General features: G+C 61.9%; 19 protein-coding genes. 13 read left to right on the plus strand and 6 right to left on the minus strand.

Annotated elements, in window-relative coordinates:
* The first annotated feature begins 12 nt into the window (after positions 1–12).
* The 5 genes from tcuA (at position 13) to AC1RLZ_RS01535 (ending at position 5,028) form a co-directional block, all read left to right on the plus strand.
* On the plus strand, positions 13–1,443 hold the full coding sequence (gene tcuA, locus AC1RLZ_RS01515; protein ID WP_493187520.1) for an FAD-dependent tricarballylate dehydrogenase TcuA: 1,431 nt from the start codon (positions 13–15) through the stop codon (positions 1,441–1,443).
* Positions 1,427–2,638 (plus strand): tricarballylate utilization 4Fe-4S protein TcuB, encoded by a 1,212-nt coding sequence (tcuB, locus tag AC1RLZ_RS01520; RefSeq protein WP_493187198.1) that lies wholly within the window; start codon positions 1,427–1,429, stop codon positions 2,636–2,638. The genes tcuA and tcuB overlap by 17 nt, the downstream gene beginning before the upstream one ends.
* A gap of 311 nt (positions 2,639–2,949) precedes the next feature.
* Positions 2,950–3,999: a YeeE/YedE family protein gene (locus AC1RLZ_RS01525; RefSeq protein WP_371421804.1), complete on the plus strand. Its 1,050-nt coding sequence runs from the start codon at positions 2,950–2,952 to the stop codon at positions 3,997–3,999.
* 88 nt (positions 4,000–4,087) lie between these two features.
* Positions 4,088–4,561, plus strand: a complete 474-nt coding sequence (locus AC1RLZ_RS01530; protein ID WP_493187199.1) for a DsrE family protein — start codon at positions 4,088–4,090, stop codon at positions 4,559–4,561.
* Positions 4,562–4,575: 14 nt separating this feature from the next.
* Entirely contained in the window at positions 4,576–5,028 is a 453-nt protein-coding gene (locus tag AC1RLZ_RS01535; RefSeq protein ID WP_493187200.1) for a DsrE family protein, read from the plus strand.
* 9 nt (positions 5,029–5,037) lie between these two features.
* Here the strand turns inward: AC1RLZ_RS01535 and AC1RLZ_RS01540 are convergent, their stop codons facing one another.
* From AC1RLZ_RS01540 to AC1RLZ_RS01550, 3 genes are all read right to left on the minus strand, one after another.
* The gene (locus AC1RLZ_RS01540; protein WP_493187201.1) at positions 5,038–6,147 is read right to left on the minus strand and encodes a YeeE/YedE family protein; all 1,110 of its coding nucleotides are present in this window, start codon (positions 6,145–6,147) and stop codon (positions 5,038–5,040) included.
* 69 nt (positions 6,148–6,216) lie between these two features.
* Positions 6,217–6,594, minus strand: coding sequence for a metalloregulator ArsR/SmtB family transcription factor (locus AC1RLZ_RS01545; RefSeq protein ID WP_493187202.1), 378 nt, complete (start codon positions 6,592–6,594; stop codon positions 6,217–6,219).
* A 35-nt stretch (positions 6,595–6,629) separates the two neighbouring features.
* Complete coding sequence (locus tag AC1RLZ_RS01550) at positions 6,630–6,998, minus strand: thioredoxin fold domain-containing protein (protein ID WP_493187203.1); 369 nt, start codon at positions 6,996–6,998, stop codon at positions 6,630–6,632.
* Between the two features lie 79 nt (positions 6,999–7,077).
* Between AC1RLZ_RS01550 and AC1RLZ_RS01555 the strand changes: the two genes are divergently transcribed.
* Together AC1RLZ_RS01555 and AC1RLZ_RS01560 are read left to right on the plus strand one after the other, a co-directional pair.
* Entirely contained in the window at positions 7,078–7,821 is a 744-nt protein-coding gene (locus AC1RLZ_RS01555) for a cytochrome c biogenesis CcdA family protein (protein WP_493187204.1), read from the plus strand.
* Between the two features lie 19 nt (positions 7,822–7,840).
* On the plus strand, positions 7,841–8,428 hold the full coding sequence (locus AC1RLZ_RS01560) for a SoxW family protein (protein ID WP_493187205.1): 588 nt from the start codon (positions 7,841–7,843) through the stop codon (positions 8,426–8,428).
* Between the two features lie 13 nt (positions 8,429–8,441).
* On the opposite strand, the gene AC1RLZ_RS01565 is transcribed toward AC1RLZ_RS01560, so the two are convergent.
* Genes AC1RLZ_RS01565 through soxA form a run of 3 tightly spaced genes read right to left on the minus strand, consistent with a single transcriptional unit; the run spans position 8,442 to position 10,425 of the window.
* A complete protein-coding gene (locus tag AC1RLZ_RS01565) occupies positions 8,442–8,942 on the minus strand; it encodes a GlcG/HbpS family heme-binding protein (RefSeq protein WP_493187206.1) in 501 nt (166 codons plus the stop codon).
* Between the two features lie 22 nt (positions 8,943–8,964).
* Positions 8,965–9,588: a sulfur oxidation c-type cytochrome SoxX gene (gene soxX / locus AC1RLZ_RS01570; protein WP_493187207.1), complete on the minus strand. Its 624-nt coding sequence runs from the start codon at positions 9,586–9,588 to the stop codon at positions 8,965–8,967.
* Between the two features lie 12 nt (positions 9,589–9,600).
* Positions 9,601–10,425, minus strand: coding sequence for a sulfur oxidation c-type cytochrome SoxA (gene soxA / locus AC1RLZ_RS01575; RefSeq protein ID WP_493187208.1), 825 nt, complete (start codon positions 10,423–10,425; stop codon positions 9,601–9,603).
* A 165-nt stretch (positions 10,426–10,590) separates the two neighbouring features.
* On the opposite strand from soxA, the gene soxY reads away from it, so the two are divergent.
* From soxY to AC1RLZ_RS01605, 6 genes are all read left to right on the plus strand, one after another.
* Positions 10,591–11,055: a thiosulfate oxidation carrier protein SoxY gene (soxY, locus tag AC1RLZ_RS01580; protein ID WP_493187209.1), complete on the plus strand. Its 465-nt coding sequence runs from the start codon at positions 10,591–10,593 to the stop codon at positions 11,053–11,055.
* 48 nt (positions 11,056–11,103) lie between these two features.
* Complete coding sequence (gene soxZ / locus AC1RLZ_RS01585; RefSeq protein ID WP_089264796.1) at positions 11,104–11,433, plus strand: thiosulfate oxidation carrier complex protein SoxZ; 330 nt, start codon at positions 11,104–11,106, stop codon at positions 11,431–11,433.
* 102 nt (positions 11,434–11,535) lie between these two features.
* The gene (gene soxB / locus AC1RLZ_RS01590; RefSeq protein WP_493187210.1) at positions 11,536–13,233 is read left to right on the plus strand and encodes a thiosulfohydrolase SoxB; all 1,698 of its coding nucleotides are present in this window, start codon (positions 11,536–11,538) and stop codon (positions 13,231–13,233) included.
* Positions 13,234–13,273: 40 nt separating this feature from the next.
* Entirely contained in the window at positions 13,274–14,554 is a 1,281-nt protein-coding gene (gene soxC / locus AC1RLZ_RS01595; RefSeq protein WP_493187211.1) for a sulfite dehydrogenase, read from the plus strand.
* Positions 14,538–15,239, plus strand: a complete 702-nt coding sequence (locus AC1RLZ_RS01600) for a c-type cytochrome (RefSeq protein WP_493187212.1) — start codon at positions 14,538–14,540, stop codon at positions 15,237–15,239. Before soxC ends, AC1RLZ_RS01600 begins: the two co-directional genes overlap by 17 nt.
* Positions 15,240–15,360: 121 nt before the next feature.
* Positions 15,361–15,708, plus strand: a complete 348-nt coding sequence (locus tag AC1RLZ_RS01605) for a c-type cytochrome (protein ID WP_493187213.1) — start codon at positions 15,361–15,363, stop codon at positions 15,706–15,708.
* Positions 15,709–16,155: the final 447 nt, after the last annotated feature.

Genomic DNA, 16,155 nt, shown 5'->3' on the forward strand with positions numbered 1-16,155 from the left:
ACATCCACATCCATGCCCGACGTGCTCGTGATCGGCGGCGGCAATGCGGCTTTGTGCTCGGCGCTGATGGCGCGCGAGGCGGGGGCGTCGGTGCTGATGCTGGAATCCGCGCCAAAGGAATGGCGCGGCGGCAACTCGATGCATGTGCGCAACCTGCGCTGCATGCATGACGAACCGCAGGATGTATTGGTCGAGGCCTATCCCGAGGAAGAATATTGGCAGGACCTGCTCAAGGTCACGGGTGGCCTGACCGACGAGCCGCTGGCTCGCATGGTGATCCGGCATTCGTCGCGCTGCAGGCCATGGATGCGCAAGCACGGCGTCCACTTCCAGCCGCCTTTGTCCGGCGCGCTGCATGTGGCGCGCACCAACGCCTTCTTCATGGGCGGTGGCAAGGCGCTGGTGAATGCCTATTATCGCAGTGCCGGGGCGCTCGGCGTCGAGATCCGCTACGACTCGCCGGTGAAGAGCCTCGAGCTGAAGGACGGCCAGTTCGTCGCCGCGATCACCGAGAGCGGCGAGCGCATTACCGCCAAAAGCTGCGTGCTCGGCTGCGGCGGCTTCGAGTCCAATCTGGAATGGCAGCGCGAGGCCTGGGGCCAGAACGAGCGCGGCGAATGGACCGCGGAGAACTTCCTGATCCGCGGCACCCGCTTCAATCAGGGTGTGCTGCTGAAATTCATGATCGATGCCGGCGCCGACACCATCGGCGATCCGACCCAGGCGCATTGCGTCGCCATCGACGCCCGCGCTCCCCTTTACGACGGTGGCATCTGCACGCGCATCGATTGCGTCTCGCTCGGCGTCGTCGTCAATCGCGAGGCCAAGCGCTTCTATGACGAGGGCGAGGACTTCTGGCCGAAGCGCTATGCGATCTGGGGCCGTCTCGTGGCCCAGCAGCCGGGCCAGACCGCATGGTCGATCATCGACCAGAAAGCGATCGGCCGCTTCATGCCGCCGGTGTTCGATGGCACTAAGGCGAACACGCTGGAAGAGCTCGCCGTGAAGATCGGCGTGGATCCCGTCACCTTCATGGAAACGCTGAGCGCCTATAATGCGGCGTGCCAGCCCGGCACCTTCGATCACACCGCACTCGACGATTGCCGCACCGATGGCGTCGTGCCCGCCAAGACCCATTGGGCGCGCGTCATCGACACGCCGCCATTCACCGCCTATCCGTTGGCGCCCGGCATCACCTTCACCTATCTGGGCATGAAGACCGATGCGACGGCGGCCTGCCGTTTCAACGGCGTCGCCAGCAGCAATCTGTTCGCTGCCGGCGAGATGGTCGCCGGCAATGTGCTCGGCAAGGGCTACACCGCCGGCGTCGGCATGAGCATCGGCACCGCCTTCGGCCGCATCGCCGGCGTCAATGCCGCGGCCAGCACCGGGCATATCCACCCGACATTCAAAGAGGAACTCGCCTATGCCGCCGGTCACTGATCTGGAAGCGCCCGTCGCCGGCGGCGCCTGCGACGCCGGCGTCAATTTCGCCGACGCACTGACGGCGGGCGAGGCGGAGATCGCGCGCGTCATGCAGATCTGCAATGCGTGCCGCTACTGCGAGGGCTTTTGCGCGGTGTTCCCCGCGATGACGCGCCGGCTCGACTTCAATGCGGCCGACACGCACTACCTCGCGAACCTGTGCCACAATTGCGGCTCGTGTCTCTATGCCTGCCAGTATGCGCCGCCGCATGAATTCGCGGTCAATGTTCCGCAGGCCATGGCCAAGGTGCGGGTGCGCACCTATCAGGACTATGCGTGGCCGCTTGCCTTCGGTCGCCTCTATGAACGCGCCGGCCTCACGGTGGCCTTCGCGCTGTCCGGTGGTCTCGCGCTGTTCATGATCCTGGCGATCGCCATGAACGGCCGTCTGATTCACGCGCCGCTGGCGGGGAATTTCTACGCGATCTTCCCGCACAACTTCCTGGCCTTGCTGTTCGGCGCCGTGTTCCTGTTTGCGCTGCTGGCGCTGGCCATCGGCGTCGTTAAATTCTGGCGTGAGGTCTCGCCGACCAAAGACGGCAATCCCGCCGACATCAAAGCAGCCGCCCAGGCGCGGATGCCGGCGGTGGCCGAAGCGGTCGCCGATGTCGCGCGCTTGCGCTATCTCGGCGGCGGCCATGGCGAGGGCTGCAATGAGGACGACGATGCCTTCACGCTGTGGCGCCGCCGCTTCCACCAGTTCACGATGTACGGCTTCCTGCTATGCTTTGCCGCGACCTGCGTGGCGACGCTGTATCACTATCTGTGGAATCTCCACGCGCCCTATGCCTTCACCAGCGCGCCGGTGATCCTCGGCTCGCTCGGCGGCATCGGCCTCGTCGTCGGCCCCATTGGCCTGCTGTGGCTCAACATGCGCCGCGATGCGCTGCGTGCCGACGTCAAGCAGAACGCCATGGACCGCGGCTTCATCATGTTGCTGCTGCTGGTCAGCGCCACCGGCTTCGCGCTGCTGCTGCTGCGCGACACAAGCTTCATGGCGCTGTGGCTGGCAATCCATCTCGGCACCGTGATGGCGCTGTTCCTGACACTGCCTTACGGCAAGTTCGCCCACGGCATCTTCCGCTCTGCCGCGCTGCTCAAATTCAATATCGAGAAGCGAATGCCGAACCGGCTCGGGCTCGGGGGCGAGTAGGCGGATAGATCATTGTGCCGCTCTTGCGACGCCGCGTTGCCCTCGCGGCGTCGCAGATGATCCCGACACGGTGATGCGTCTGCCGATCATTTCCCGATCCAGAATTGGGGGGCGAAACATCAGTGGCCGATCTTTACCGCCCGTGAAAACGGCAGTCATTCTGCATCGCGTTCTGCAGTCTGGTGGAATTATATTTTCTATTTTCCGCTGTTCGTGGAACTTGCTGCTTAAATCATGCGTCAACTGGACCGTTTCATAAACTGGCAGTACTAATCCGGCCGATATCCTCAAAATCAGGTTCGGATCGTTCCATGTTTGCGTTGCCCGTTATCGCTGGTTTTGCGATCGGCGCCGTTTTCGGCGCGGTCGGCCTGTTGAGCGGGTTCTGCCTGATGAGCAGCCTGCGCGACTGGTGGACGCATGACGACGGACGGAAGATCCGCAGCTACGCGCTGGCGGTTGCCGTGGCCGTTGTGGGCACGCAATTCATTGCCGGTGCGGGGATCGTCGAGATCGCCAAGTCGCTCTATTTGCAGCCGTCATTCTCGGCGCCTTTGATCTTCTTCGGCGGGCTGCTGTTCGGCCTCGGCATGGTTCTGTCGAATGGCTGCGCGTCGCGCGCGCTGGTGTTGCTGGGCAAAGGAAATCTGAGGTCGCTTGTCGTGATCGCCATCATCGGCGTCACGGCGCAGATGACCTTGAAGGGCTTGCTCGCGCCGATGCGACTGTCGATCCTGCAATGGACGCAGACGACGCCCGGGGCGAATTCCCTCCCGTCGCTGTTCGGAACACTCGGCCTGCCTGACGCAACCGCGCGCGTCGTCGCAACTTTGATTGTCGGCGGTGCGCTGCTGGTGTTCGCGCTGTCGCATCGGGATTTCCGCCGTTCGCCAGGACAGCTCGTCGCCGGGCTCGTGATGGGTCTGCTGGTGATCGCCGGCTGGCTGGCGACCGGCTGGCTCGGCGCCGATGAGTTCGATCCGATCCCGGTGGCGTCGCTGACCTTCGTGTCACCGGCTGCCGATACGCTTCAGTTCATCATGCTGTCGACCGGTATGACGCTGAATTTCGGCATCGCGCTGGTGGCGGGTGTGTTCATCGGCAGTCTTCTCACGGCCTTGCTGACCGGACGCTTTGAGCTTGAGGGCTATACGTCGGCGCGCCATACGGGCCGTTCGATGGCAGGTGCCGCGCTGATGGGGATCGGCGGCGCGATGGCCTATGGCTGTTCGATCGGGCAGGGGTTGACGGGCGTGTCCACGCTCGCGCTGCCATCCTTCGTCGCGGCCGCCGGTATTCTTGCAGGCGCGGCCATCGCGATCCGCGGGCGAGCACTCCGTCCGGCTTTTGCGGCGCAATAAGACCTCGCACCTACGCTTCGTTAGTTTGATTGCGCCGTCTCCCTGCGATTGGTAATCAGCTTGCCAATCGTCAGAGGTTTTACACGTGATGAATAGACGAGGGATGATTGTCGGCTCAGCGGCCCTTTTGCTGGGATCGTTTGCGATGGCGCCGCTCGCTGCACAGACGCGGCCCGCCAAGCAGGACGCCGCGCCGGACAAGCCCTTCGCCGAGCATTTCATCGCCTTGCAGCTGTCCGATTCCGATCCGAAGAAAGAACGCCTCGTTCTCAGCGTCGCGAGCAATCTGCTGAAGGCCTATGGGCCGGACAAGGTGGCGGTCGAAGTGGTCACCTTCGGCCCCGGTATCGATCTGTTGCGCGACACCAACGAACACCGCGCACTGGTCGATAGTCTGGTGATCCAGGGCGTGCGCTTCAGCGTCTGCGGCAATACGCTGGATACTGTCGAGCGAGAGACTGGCAAGCGACCGGCGCTCAATCCACATGCGGTTGAAGTACAGGTCGGCGTCGGCCATCTGCTGGATTTGACCGAGCGCGGTTTTACAATCGTACGTCCTTGAAAGGGAGTTCTGAGATGCGGTCATTGCTGGGATCTATTGCCGGAGCCATTCTCTTTGCTCTGATCTCGTCGTCCGGTCATGCCGCGGACGCGAAGGAGCATCGCGTCGCCATTCAGGTCGACCAGAACGACCCCGCAGTCATGAATCTTGCGCTCAACAACGCGACCAATGTCATGGAATTCTACAAGGCGAAGGGCGAGGACGTTCAGGTCGAGATCGTCACCTACGGTCCGGGCCTGCATATGTTGCGCGACGACACCTCGCCGGTGAAGGATCGCATCAAGCAGATCGTCGATGCGAGCTTCCCGTCCAACATCAAGTTCTCCGCCTGCGGAAATACCAAAGAGGGCATGGAGAAGCGCGAGGGCAAGGCAATCAGTGTTGTATCGGAGGCCTCGGTCGTGCCGTCGGGCGCCGTCCGGCTGATCGAATTGCAGGAAGCCGGCTGGAGTTATCTCAAGCCCTGACGCCGGCAGCTATTTCGACGGCGGCGCTTTCCGCGCCAGCAGCATCCAGTTGCGCTGGATGATGTCGCGCGGGGAGCCGTCGACCAGGATCGCGATGCCGATGCGTGCGCCGAGCACCATGCCGCCGACGGCAATCGGCCAGGACAGCGCCAGCATCGATCCCGCGGTGATGCCCTGACCGATGGTGCAACCGCCGGCGAGAATGCCGCCGACACCCATCAGGCAGGCGCCGAGTAAATGGCGGCGCATTTCGTGATCGTCGTCGAAAGCTTCCCATCGCAACTCGGTCGCGAACCAGGCAGCAGCCCACGCACCTGCAATGACGCCGAACACGCTGCCGACGCCAAAGTCGGCCAAGTTTGCGACATTCAGCAAGCCTGCATAGAGCGCCTTGCCGACGGTCGACACGAAAGTCAGGCTCTGCGGGCGGGGCGGGCTGGCGAAGTCGTCGGTCAGTCCCACCGTCACGACCCAGCCGGCAATGGCAAGTAACCCCAGCACAAAGCCGGCGGTGAGCAGGCGCGGTGCGCGGCGCAGGCGCCGGTCGCTCAGCGCCAGCCAGCACAAGCCGGTGCCGACGATCACCGTGAGCGGCAAGCGCAGATCGTGGCCGGTGGCTTGCGCCAACAGTGATGCGAAATCGGAGCGGATGCCGTTCGGCATCTCGATCGACAGTCGTTCAAGTACTCCAATGCGGAGATCGGCGAACAGGCCGCGCAAGGTCGCATAGGCCGTTGCACCCAGAACGAGGATCACGATCAGGCTCCTGAGATCGCCCGTGCCGAGCCGCACCAGCGATCCGAATCCGCAGGTGCCGACCATCGCCATGCCCGTGCCGAACATCAGGCTGCCGATCACGATGGCGACGAAGGGCAAAGCTGTTGGAACGTAAGTGGTGTTTTCAGGAGCAAGAAAGCCGGAGAGCACCAGGGCCTGGGTGCCGAGCACGGCGACACCCAGCGCCAGCCCAAAGATCTTCAGGCGGCGATTGTCGCGGCCCATCAACGCATCTTCGATCGCGCCAAATGTGCAAAGGCGCGCGCGTCGCACGGCGAATCCCGCGGCGGCGCCGATGGCAAGGCCAGCCAGCGCCGATAACCAGGCAGACATGTTCTGCATGGGTTTCCTCCTGATGTGAGGCGCGCTGGCCTTACGGGCCGCGCTTCTCCGCCTGCCGGTTCGGCGGCGTTATTTTTTCTTGGTCGGCGCCGGTGCGGCGCAGAAAATATCGTAGATGACCGAGATGACACTTCGCACGTCGTCATTGGCCAGGCTGTAATAGATCGTCTTGCCGTCGCGGCGGGTCTCCACCATGCCGTCGTAGCGCAGCCGCGCGAGTTGCTGCGATACGGCCGACTGCCGCAGCGACAGGATGTTCTCCAGCTCCGACACCGACCGTTCGCGCTCGGCCAGCAGGCACAGCAAGAGCAGACGATTTTCGTGCGAGATCGCTTTGAGGAAATTGCTGGCCTTGCGGGCCTTGCGCATCAACTGATCGAGTTCGGGGGAATACTCCGCGCCGTCGCGCAGTTCGTCTTCGAGTTCGGATGAAATGATGGAGGCCATGGCAGCGCGCGAGTCCCGCGAATGTTTGAAGAGGGTCAGGAACGATTGGCGTTGGGCTGTGAGTTTGTCAGTCTGGCAGCATACTTGCCAAGCAAGCCCCAGAAGGATTCGTCGTTCATATAGCCGGTGATGCGGCCAATCTCGCGGCCGTTATCGACGATCAGAAACGTCGGAGTGAAACGAACCGGCGAGGCCAGCACGACGCCCGGCGATTTGTCGCGATCCATATCGATGCGGCGCAGCGGAAGAAGCCTGGCTTCGTCGGTCTTGTCATAGACCGGCGCGATCTCGCGATTCCAGCGCGCGCACCAGACGCAGCCGTCGCGCTCGAACATCAGGAGTTCGGACGCCTCGGCGATGCGCGGCGACAGCGCAGCGGCCATCACCAACAAAATGACACTCAACGAGGTTTTCAGGGGCAATTTCCACGTCATATGTTACACATACACGAATTCGAATATTTATGCCAGAACCGGATCCGCCGTGCTGTCCTCAATCTCGTTCCTAGGTGCGCTGGGCGCAGGGCTGTTGTCGTTCCTGTCGCCCTGCGTTCTGCCGCTGGTGCCGCCCTATCTGTGCTTTCTGGCGGGTGTCAGCCTGGACGAGCTTGATGACCACGATGGTCAGGCCGGCTGGCGGCCAAATGGACGCGTGGTCGCGCTGTCCTTTGCGTTTGTGCTGGGGTTTGCGACGGTCTTCGTCGCCTTGGGCGCATCGGCATCGCTCATCGGCAAGGCGATCACGGCCTATTTCGATACGCTTGCTGTCATCGCCGGTGCGCTGATCGTCATTCTCGGGCTGCACTTTCTCGGCGTTTTCAGGATCGGGCTGCTGTTTCGCGAAGCGCGCTTTCAGGCAGTCCGCAGGCCCGCGGGTTTTCTCGGCGCCTATCTGGTCGGCGTTGCGTTCGCCTTCGGCTGGACGCCGTGCGTTGGTCCGGTGCTGGCCGCCATTCTGATGGTTGCAGGTGCTGAAGGCGCGCCGGCCCAAGGCGCGCTTCTGCTCGCGGCCTATGCACTCGGCATCGGCATTCCCTTCATGCTGGCCTCGCTGTTTTCCGGACCGTTCATGCGGCTGATGGCGCGGCTGCGTCGGCACATGCTGGCTGTCGAGAAGGTGATCGGTGCCGGTCTTGTCCTGACCGGGGTTCTGTTTTTGACTGGCGCAATGCCGCGCATTTCAGGCTGGATGCTGGAGACCCTTCCGGCCTTTGGCACCATCGGATGATGCGGCTCGGGAGGATCGAATGTCCAAAACAACTGGCGTGATCACCAGACGGCATGCGCTCGCCGCGATCGGTCTCGGCGTGGCCGGACTCCGCACCGCACCGGCATCAGCAAAAGCAACGCTCGGTGATGACGGCCTCTATCAGATGGACTGGTATCTGGAGAGCTTCCTCGATCTCTCCGAGGATCTGACGGGCGCAACCGCCAAGGGCAAGCGCTTTGCTGTGATGTGGGGGCTCAAGGGCTGTCCGGCCTGCAAGCGCATGCACGAGAGCTACATGACCGATCCGAAGATCGAGACCTATATTCGCGACAATTTCGAGATCCTGCATCTCAATCACATCGGCGCGCGCGAAGTGACCGATTTCGACGGCCGCAAGCGCGGCGAGAAGGCTTTTGGCGAAGCCTACGGCATCCGCTTCACGCCGACGATCCAGTTCTTCCCGGAGACGACATCGGGACTGGCCGCAAAGAGCGGGCAGGCGCGGGAAGTCGCGCGTATGCCCGGTCTGCTGGAGCCGGCCGAATTTCTGGCGATGTTCCGCTATGTGCGCCAGAAGGGCTATGAGACGGCGACGTTTCCGGAGTGGCTGAAGAAGCAGGCTTAGCCATCAGCCCGAACTAGAAATCCAGCTTGTCCTGGATCGCCGCAATGCCGGCCTTGGCACAGAGTTCGTCCGCATCGCCGCCCGGTGCGCCGGAGACGCCGATGGCGCCCAGCGTCGTACCGCCGCCTTCGATCATCATGCCGCCGCCGATGATCACGACATTCGGCAGGTTGCGCAGCCCGGCCTGCATCATGCCGGGCTGGCTGATCGCATTGAGTTCGGTGGTGCTGTTGCGGAAGGTCGCGGAAGTCCATGCCTTGCCGGTGGCGGTCGGCGGCGTGTGCGGACCGGCAAAGCGATCGCGTAGCAGGACTTGCGGTGTACCGAAGCGATCAACCACGGCAACGGCGACCTGATAGCCGCGCTTCTGGCACTCCTTTAGCGCCCCGCGCGCGGCGTCGAGCGCCAGCTCAAGCCCGAGGGACTTGTAGCTGACAACGGCTTCTTCCGCCCGTACCGCCGTCGACGCGAGCATCGACAGGACGATGGCAATCCATGCGTTTCTCATCGTCATGTCGATCCACTCTCGGTTTCGGTTACTTGTTGATCGGCGATTCCGGATCGAACAGGAAAGCCACGATATCCTTGATCTGTTGTTCGCTCAGCACCTTGTTGACGCCGAAGCGCGGCATGTTGGAGCAGGCGAACACGGCTTGCGAGTCATAGACCTTGGTGAAGGCGTTCTTGATTTCCTGCGGATCGTATTTGCGGTCCTTGCCGTAATTGGTCAGGCTCGGGCCGAGCGTGCCGTAGCTGACTTCCTTCTGCTCCATCTGGTGACAGGCATAGCAGTTGCCGCCGCTGACCGTATCGGGCGGATCGGAGAACTGGCCGCCGCGACCGTTATTAGCGATCTTCGCGCCTTCCTTCCAGTTGCCGAGGAATTTTCCGTCGGCGGGATAGACCACGCGCGCCAGTTCGCGCGCAGTGATCTTGTCGGCTTCGGCGCTCGGTACCTCGTTGTGAAAGGCGTTGCAGGTCTTCAGCGTTTCATCGGGTTCGATCCGCGCCTGCCATTCCGGCGGCGCCTTGCCGAAGGTCGATTTGATATAGGCGTCGACCAGCGCGGGATCCGGTGCCTTGGCAGCGGTCTGCGCCGATGCGGCTGTGGTGAAGGAGCCTGCAATAATAAGCGCGGCGAGTGTCAAGGCGCGTTTCATCTCAAGTCTCCCTTATCGCTTGATCGACGGGACGTTGATCTCGCCGTCCGCCGCTTGTTTCTGCAGGAAAGAAGTGAGGGCCGTCAGTGCATCCGAACCGTATTCCGGCACGGGCCAGCGCTGCTGACGGAAGCAATCCCACAGACGATGCTGCATGGTGCGCAGCGCGCCCTGAGAGACGCGATAGGTCGGCCAGCCGCCCATGGTTTCCTGCGCCGGCTTGCCGGGCTTGGAGAAGTTCGGCAGTCCCTGAAGCCGGATGCGCTTGCCTTCGTCGGCATGGCAGGTGGCACAGGAGAAATCATTGACGCCGCCGCGGCGATAGAACAGCGCTTCGCCGACCGCCACCATCTCCTGCTCCTTGGGATGGCTCAGCGGAATATTGATCTTCATGCCGTTCGATTTGTTGGCGATGTAGGCGACGAGATCTTCCATGTCGGACGCACGGCCCGGGCCCGAGAAGCGGCGCGCGACGACATCCTTGGTGTCGAGACCCTGAATGTTCTGCATGCACCACAACAGGCGCTGCTCAAGGTCCATGACCTTGTCGGCATCTGCGAAGTAGCGCGGCAGTTGTGCGAAGGCGCCTTCGAGCTTGCCGGCGCCAAGACCGAGATTGCATGTTTCGAGCGAGACGTTCTTGGTGCCGCGCGCTTCGCTCCACAGCGCTTCGCCGCGGTCGACGGCGAGATAGCCGGGATTGGACATCGGGTCCGAGATCATCTCGCGATAGCGTTCGATCTCTTTCTCGCTGGCGTCCTGCGCATAAGCGCCGAAGCTGCCCGCGCAAAGTACCAGAATGGCCGCGGCCACTGAGCGGATGGCGGTCTTCCTCATCTGTCCCCTCCCACATCGCCGTCTCTGCGGCACTTGTGCATTTCAGATCTTTACATTCAAGAAAAAGAATATAATGATATGTCCCAGATAAGATAGATCAGACTTGGAATCGTCAAGCGATACTATTGTAAAGGGATTGCTCAAATCCCGCAGGAGGAAGCACTCATGATTTTGAAGCCGGTCGAGAAGACCCGTCGCGAAACGCTGGCCATGGCCGCGATCGCCGGTCTCGCAGCAATCCTTGCTCCCAGACTATCGCTGGCCGACGAGCAGGCCGTCGCCGCCGAAATCAAGAAGCTGTATGGCGACAAGAAGTTCGAAAGCGGCAAGATCAAGCTCGACGTTCCCGAGATTGCCGAGAACGGCCTCGTGGTGCCGGTCAATGTCGATGTTGAAAGCCCGATGACCGATGCCGACTACGTCAAGTCGGTGCATGTGTTCGCCGAAGGCAATCCGCTGCCGGCCGTCGTCAGCTACCGCTTCACGCCGGCTTGCGGCAAGGCCTCGGCGTCGACGCGCATGCGTCTTGCGGAAACCCAGAACATCGTCTGCATCGCCGAAATGTCCAACGGCAAGCTGCACATGGCCAAGGCCAATGTGAAAGTCACGATCGGCGGCTGCGGCGGCTAGTCGCCCGGCTTCGTTCACAGAACAGATTTATCAGGCGAGGACTTTCCCATGGCAACCAAACCAACCCCGCGCGTTCGCGTTCCGACCCAGGCCAAGCCGGGTGAGCTGATCGAGATCAAGACGCTGATCTCTCACGAAATGGAATCCGGCCAGCGCAAGGATGCGGCCGGCAAGGTCGTGCCGCGCAAGATCATCAACAAGTTCACCGCAGCCTTCAACGGCAAGACGGTGTTCGAGGCCGACTGGAATCCCGCCATCTCGGCCAATCCCTATCAGTCGTTTTTCTACAAGGCCGCGGAGTCCGGCGAATTCACCTTCACCTGGAAGGATGACGACGGCTCCGATTATGTCGCAACCAACAAGTTGACCGTGGCCTGACGGATTGCAGACTTTGAATCGCAGATCCTGAATTGCAGACTCTGGATCTGACGTTCTTCTGAACATTCACCCTTCCATACCGGAAGGGATCATAGGTGAATCATGATATCGAGGCGGGATTTCCTGCAAGCGACGGCGGCTGCGTCTGCGCTCACGATCGGCAGCGGCCTTGGCCCGCTGGGTCGCGCGGCGGCACAGCAACGCCTCACACAGGCCGACATCCTGCGGTTCGATCCGCTGGGCACGGTGACGATCCTGTACGTCGCCGACACCCATGCGCAACTGATGCCGCTGCACTTCCGCGAACCGTCGGTCAATCTCGGCGTCGGGGAAGTGAAGGGCGTGCCGCCGCATCTTACGGATGCGGAGTTCCGCAACTACTTCAAGATCGCGGTCGGCTCGGCCGATGCCTTCGCGCTCACAGCAGATGATTTCGTATCGCTCGCAAAGAATTACGGCCGCATGGGCGGCATGGACCGTATCGCCACATTGATCGACGCCGTGCGTGCCGAGCGCGGCGACGACAAGGTGCTGCTGCTCGATGGCGGCGATAGCTGGCAGGGCAGCTGGACGTCACTACAGACCAAGGCGCAGGACATGGTCGATGTGATGTCGGCCCTGAAGCTGGACGCCATGGTCGGGCACTGGGAGTTCACTTACGGCGCCGAGCGCGTCAAGCAGATCGCGGACTCCGCGCCCTTCGCTTTCCTCGCCCAGAACATTCGCGACAATGAATGGCAGGAGCCGGTATTCGAGGCGCGCAAGATGTTCGAGCGCGGCGGCGCCACCATCGCCGTCATCGGTCAGGCATTGCCGCGGACGGCCGTCGCCAATCCGCGCTGGATGTTCCCCAACTGGGAATTCGGTATTCGCGAAGAGGATATCCAGAAGCAGGTCGATGAAGCCCGCGCTGCCGGCGCGTCCATCGTGGTGCTGCTGTCGCATAACGGCTTCGATGTCGATCGCAAGCTCGCCGGCCGCGTGAAGGGTCTCGACGTGATCCTCACGGCGCATACCCATGACGCCATGCCGGGCCTGATCAAGGTCGGCAATACTGTGCTCGTCGCCACCGGCTCGCACGGCAAGTTCGTCTCGCGCCTCGATATCGAGGTGAAGGACAAGAAGGTCTCGGATATCCGCTTCAAGCTGATGCCGGTGTTCGCCGATGCCATCAAACCCGATCCGGCGATGACCGCGCTGGTGGAGAAGGTGAGAGCGCCTTTCGCCAAGGATCTGGCGCGCGAAATCGGCAAGACGGATTCGCTGCTGTATCGCCGCGGCAATTTCAACGGCACCTTCGACGATCTGATCTGCAATGCCATGATGTCCGAGCGCGATGCGGAGATCGTGCTGTCCCCCGGCTTCCGCTGGGGCGGCACGCTGATCCCCGGCGATGCGATCACCTGGGAGCAGATCACCAATGCCACCGCGATCACCTATCCGAACTGCTATCGCAACCAGATGACCGGCACCCAGATCAAGGAAGTGCTGGAAGACGTCGCCGACAATATCTTCCATCCCGATCCGTACTTCCAGGGCGGCGGCGACATGGTCCGCATGGGCGGCATGGGCTACGCGATCGATATTTCCAAGCCGATGGGTTCGCGCATTTCCGCGATGACCCACCTGAAGTCCGGCAAGCCCATCGAAGCCACCAAGACCTACACGGTCTCGGGCTGGGCCAGCATCAACGAGAACACGCAGGGGCCGCCGATCTGGGACGTGGTGGCGGCGCATGTGGCGAAGGTATCGACCGTCAGGATCGAACCCAACACCGCGGTCAAGGTGACCGGGGCCTGATCACTGGCCGTCGTATTGCGGAGACAGGAAAGCTTGTCGCATGACTGATCGAACATCAGCGGAAACGCTCAATCGCCGTCGTTTTCTCGGCGCGGCAGGTCTGGCCGGCGCGGGTGCGGCATTGTCGGCGATTCCTGCACTTGCAGGAGAGGCGACTAAGTCCGAAGCGCTTATCACCGAGGTGCAGGACTGGCAACGCTATCTCGGCGACGGCGTCGATAAACATCCCTATGGCGTGCCCTCGAAATTCGAGAAAAACGTGATCCGCCGCGATGTGCCGTGGCTCACCGCGTCGGCGGAGTCCTCGGTCAACTTCACCCCGTTGCACGACCTCGACGGCATCATCACGCCGTCCGGCCTGTGTTTCGAACGTCATCACGGCGGTGTCGCCGAGATCAATCCCGCCGATCATCGCCTGATGATCAACGGGCTGGTGGACAAGCCGCTTGTCTTCACCATGGACGACATCAAGCGGATGCCGCGTGTCAACAAGGTGTACTTCCTGGAATGCGCGGCGAATTCCGGCATGGAATGGCGTGGCAGCCAGCTCAATGGCTGTCAGTTCACGCACGGCATGATCCACAACGTGATGTATACCGGCGTGCCGCTGAAGGTGCTGCTGGATGAGGCCGGGCTGAAGCCGAATGCCAAGTGGCTGATGCTGGAAGGCGCCGATTCCGCCGGCATGAACCGTTCGCTGCCGATCGAGAAGGCGCTGAACGATGTCATGCTCGCTTTCGCCATGAACGGCGAGGCACTGCGTCCTGAGCAGGGCTATCCGCTGCGCACGGTCATTCCTGGCTGGGAAGGCAATCTGTGGGTCAAGTGGCTGCGCCGCATCGAGGCCGGTGACCAGCCGTGGCAGACCCGCGAGGAGACGTCAAAATATACGGATCTGCTGGCCGACGGAAATTCCCGCAAACATACATTCGTGATGGATGCGAAGTCCGTCGTCACCAACCCGTCGCCGCAGGCGCCCTTGAAGCACAAGGGGCGCAACGTGCTGAGCGGGCTAGCCTGGTCCGGGCGCGGTACGGTGAAGCGCGTCGACGTCTCGATCGATGGCGGGCGCAACTGGCAGACCGCGCGCATCGATGGTCCGGTCTTCGACAAGTCCGTGGTGCGCTTCTATGTGGATTTCGACTGGAACGGGCAGGAGCTGATGATCCAGTCCCGCGCCATCGACTCCACCGGCTACGTGCAGCCGTCGAAGGACGATCTGCGCAAGGTGCGCGGCGTCAACTCGATCTACCACAATAACGGCATTCAGACCTGGCTGGTGCGCTCAAGCGGGGAGACTGAAAATGTCGAAGTCGGCTAATGCCCTGACACTCGTGCTGGCGATGCTTCTGCTCGGCGACATGAATACGCCTGGCTCGGCGCAGCAAATGGCGAACCGTGATGCGGCCAAGCCCGCCGCCAAGCTCGGGCTCGGCCGCGCGGCCACGGCCGAGGAAATCGCGGCCTGGGACACCGATGTGCGGCCGGACGGGCGCGGTCTTCCGGTCGGCAAGGGCACCGTGAAGCAGGGCGACGATCTGTTTCAGGAGAAGTGCGCGTCCTGTCACGGCGAATTTGGACAGGGCGTCGGTCGATGGCCGGTGCTTGCCGGCGGCGCCGGGACATTGAAGGCGGACCGGCCCGACAAGACTGTCGGCTCGTTCTGGCCCGATCTGTCCACCGTGTTCGACTACGTCAAACGGGCGATGCCCTATGGCAATGCGCAGTCGCTGACCAATGACGAGGTCTATGCGCTGACGGCCTACATTCTCAGCATGAACGATATCGTCAAGGGCGAGACATTCGAACTCAACGAGAAGAATTTTACGTCGATCAAGATGCCCAATGCAGCGGCGTTCTTCGAGGACGATCGCGAGACGTCCGAGAAGCAGTTCTGGAACAAGAACCCGTGCATGAAGGATTGCCGGCCAGCGCCGAAGGTCACCGGGCGGGCCATGTCCATCGACGTCACGCCTGATGGAAAATCCGGGCCGAAGGTCGAATAGCAGGTGAGGGCATTCGTCGTTGTCTTTGTCACGATGGCTCGCACGCCATAACAATCACCACATCTGAGGTTTGATCAGGATGATGTTCCGCTTTTCGCTGCTCGCTTTGTCGATTGCACTGATGACAACCGATGTCATGGCGCAGGACGTTGCAGCCGGAGAGAAGTCTTTCAACAAGTGTCGCGCTTGCCATCAGGTCGGCGAGACCGCGAAGAACACCGTGGGACCGATCCTGAACGGGTTGTTCGGGCGCAAATCCGGCACCGTGGCGGGCTACAACTATTCCGACGCCAACAAGAATTCCGGACTGACCTGGGACGATGCGGTTTTCACCGACTATATCAAGGACCCGAAGGGCAAGATCCCCGGCACCAAGATGAGCTTTGCCGGCATCAAGAACGAGCAGGAGATCAAGGATCTCACCGCGTTCCTGAAGCAGTTCGCGGCGGACGGCAAGAAGGGAAGCTAAAGCGGCTCCTTGACTGGCGCTGCGGGCACCGGGTCGCAGCACCCTGTTCTTCAATGGCTGCAGCAAGAACAGAAAGCTCGGACGGCGGCGCTGATTGAAGGGTGAACCACGCATCGATCGCCGGTGCTCGCGGCCGATGCGCTACTTGCTGCACATGACGCAACAGTCAGTTATCGGCCCGTCATGATCGCCATCGTCCCGAAAGATGATTGTCACAAAAATTTCATAAAGCGGCTTGCGGGTAACACGTATCGGGAAATCGATAGCAGCGGTCGTCTGATTTCCAGGCGGGCTTGCTGATCGACATGGCTCCCGGATAAGACATGCCGACGAGGTCGCGACGATCAGAGCCAATCAAGGTCTGTCTAATGTTTATCAGCCAGCGATGGAGCGAACTTGGCCCGGACCGGCGCTGGGGCGCCAGGGAATCATGGCTGAGGGCGTATC

The organism is Tardiphaga sp. GW822-FHT04G09 (assembly GCF_058800725.1).

What these genes read in the sequence shown, in the direction of transcription:
- AC1RLZ_RS01545 (WP_493187202.1), bottom strand. Translation starts at nt 6,594, where the DNA reads ATGGCCTCCATCATTTCATCCGAACTCGAAGACGAACTGCGCGACGGC.
- AC1RLZ_RS01600 (WP_493187212.1), top strand. Translation starts at nt 14,538, where the DNA reads ATGTCGAAGTCGGCTAATGCCCTGACACTCGTGCTGGCGATGCTTCTG.
- soxX (WP_493187207.1), bottom strand. Translation starts at nt 9,588, where the DNA reads ATGAAACGCGCCTTGACACTCGCCGCGCTTATTATTGCAGGCTCCTTC.
- AC1RLZ_RS01565 (WP_493187206.1), bottom strand. Translation starts at nt 8,942, where the DNA reads ATGACGATGAGAAACGCATGGATTGCCATCGTCCTGTCGATGCTCGCG.
- soxC (WP_493187211.1), top strand. Translation starts at nt 13,274, where the DNA reads ATGACTGATCGAACATCAGCGGAAACGCTCAATCGCCGTCGTTTTCTC.
- AC1RLZ_RS01530 (WP_493187199.1), top strand. Translation starts at nt 4,088, where the DNA reads ATGAATAGACGAGGGATGATTGTCGGCTCAGCGGCCCTTTTGCTGGGA.
- AC1RLZ_RS01560 (WP_493187205.1), top strand. Translation starts at nt 7,841, where the DNA reads ATGTCCAAAACAACTGGCGTGATCACCAGACGGCATGCGCTCGCCGCG.
- soxA (WP_493187208.1), bottom strand. Translation starts at nt 10,425, where the DNA reads ATGAGGAAGACCGCCATCCGCTCAGTGGCCGCGGCCATTCTGGTACTT.
- soxZ (WP_089264796.1), top strand. Translation starts at nt 11,104, where the DNA reads ATGGCAACCAAACCAACCCCGCGCGTTCGCGTTCCGACCCAGGCCAAG.
- tcuB (WP_493187198.1), top strand. Translation starts at nt 1,427, where the DNA reads ATGCCGCCGGTCACTGATCTGGAAGCGCCCGTCGCCGGCGGCGCCTGC.
- AC1RLZ_RS01540 (WP_493187201.1), bottom strand. Translation starts at nt 6,147, where the DNA reads ATGCAGAACATGTCTGCCTGGTTATCGGCGCTGGCTGGCCTTGCCATC.
- soxY (WP_493187209.1), top strand. Translation starts at nt 10,591, where the DNA reads ATGATTTTGAAGCCGGTCGAGAAGACCCGTCGCGAAACGCTGGCCATG.
- AC1RLZ_RS01525 (WP_371421804.1), top strand. Translation starts at nt 2,950, where the DNA reads ATGTTTGCGTTGCCCGTTATCGCTGGTTTTGCGATCGGCGCCGTTTTC.
- AC1RLZ_RS01535 (WP_493187200.1), top strand. Translation starts at nt 4,576, where the DNA reads ATGCGGTCATTGCTGGGATCTATTGCCGGAGCCATTCTCTTTGCTCTG.
- tcuA (WP_493187520.1), top strand. Translation starts at nt 13, where the DNA reads ATGCCCGACGTGCTCGTGATCGGCGGCGGCAATGCGGCTTTGTGCTCG.
- soxB (WP_493187210.1), top strand. Translation starts at nt 11,536, where the DNA reads ATGATATCGAGGCGGGATTTCCTGCAAGCGACGGCGGCTGCGTCTGCG.
- AC1RLZ_RS01605 (WP_493187213.1), top strand. Translation starts at nt 15,361, where the DNA reads ATGACAACCGATGTCATGGCGCAGGACGTTGCAGCCGGAGAGAAGTCT.